Genomic DNA, 1,198 nt, shown 5'->3' on the forward strand with positions numbered 1-1,198 from the left:
GAAGACGGGCCCTAGAACTGGGTTTCGAGAAAACGCCCTCTCCGCGCGCCCGCCCCGGCCATCATGCGTTTTATGATCACCAGAATGGTCCGCGGCGGCCTCGCCGCCGCACTCGCCACGACCACCCTCGCCGCGGGCGCCGCCGTCTCGGCCGCCGCGACCACCGCCGCCACGACGGCCACCGGCCCGAACGTCAGTGTGACCCAGGCCGGCAACTACCCGATCTTCCCCGTCGACAACACCAACTTCGCGGTCACCTGGACGTCCAACGGCACCGCCGACCTCACCGGCCCGACCCGGCTGACGGTCGACCTGCCGCCGGGGCTGACCACGAGCGGCGCGTCCATCACGTCGACCCCCGACTACACCTTCACCGAGACCGTTTCCGCCGACGGGAGGCGGCTGGAGGCGGTCTTCACGGGGACGAGGGCACCGGGGCGCAGCGAGTTCATGAAGGTCTACGTCGCCTCGCACGGCACCCGGCCGTCCGGGGCGATCACGGTGACGGTCGCCAACGCGGGCGACACCGACCCGTCCGACAACGTGTCCACCTACCTGCTCGGCAGCGGCCTCCAGCCGCGGGTGACCGCGCCGGCGCCGGCCGTCACGGGCCTCGGCACCATGACCGGCCCGGGCGCCGGCGGCACCGCGGTCACGGTGAGCGGCAGCCACCTGGCCAACGGCTTCGTGCTGGTCGGCGGTAAGCCGGCGAGCGGCTCCTGCACCGACACCGCGTGCACGGTGACGACGCCCGGCGGCTCCGGCAGCGCCCCGGTCACCGTGGTGACGCCCGGCGGTTCGGCCGCCGCGCCCGCCGCGTTCGACTACACGGGCGCGCCGCCCGCGCCGCCGGCCGCGCCGGTGGTCACCAACGTGACCACGAAGAGCGGCCCGGCCGCCGGCGGCACCCAGCTGTACGTCCAGGGCACGAACCTGACGTACGGGACGGTGACCTTCGGCGGGGTGCCGGCCACCCACGTCTCGTGCGGCCCGACGTTCTGCTCGGCCACCGCGCCGGCCGGGACGGGGACGGTCGACGTGACGGTGACGACGGCGGGCGGCACCAGCGCGCCCGTCACGGCGGACCGGTTCACGTACACCGCGTAGCGGGGCTCCACGGGCCGGTGGGCCGGGCCGGTAGGGGGGGCCCGCCCCCCGCGGGTGCGGCCGCGCACCCCCCCGGGGGGGCGGGGGGCGG

1 protein-coding gene is annotated in these 1,198 nt (G+C 75.8%); it reads left to right on the forward strand.

Annotated elements, in window-relative coordinates; genetic code table 11:
* The first annotated feature begins 72 nt into the window (after nt 1-72).
* Nucleotides 73-1,107: an IPT/TIG domain-containing protein gene (locus tag ABZ885_RS41590; RefSeq protein WP_360200464.1), complete on the forward strand. Its 1,035-nt coding sequence runs from the start codon at nt 73-75 to the stop codon at nt 1,105-1,107.
* The last annotated feature ends 91 nt before the right edge of the window (nt 1,108-1,198 follow it).

This window comes from Kitasatospora sp. NPDC047058 (assembly GCF_040643935.1).
In the GTDB taxonomy this organism is placed as follows: Bacteria; Actinomycetota; Actinomycetes; order Streptomycetales; family Streptomycetaceae; genus Kitasatospora.

Coding starts and splice junctions, on each gene's coding strand:
- ABZ885_RS41590 (WP_360200464.1), top strand. CDS start 73: ATGATCACCAGAATGGTCCGCGGCGGCCTCGCCGCCGCACTCGCCACG.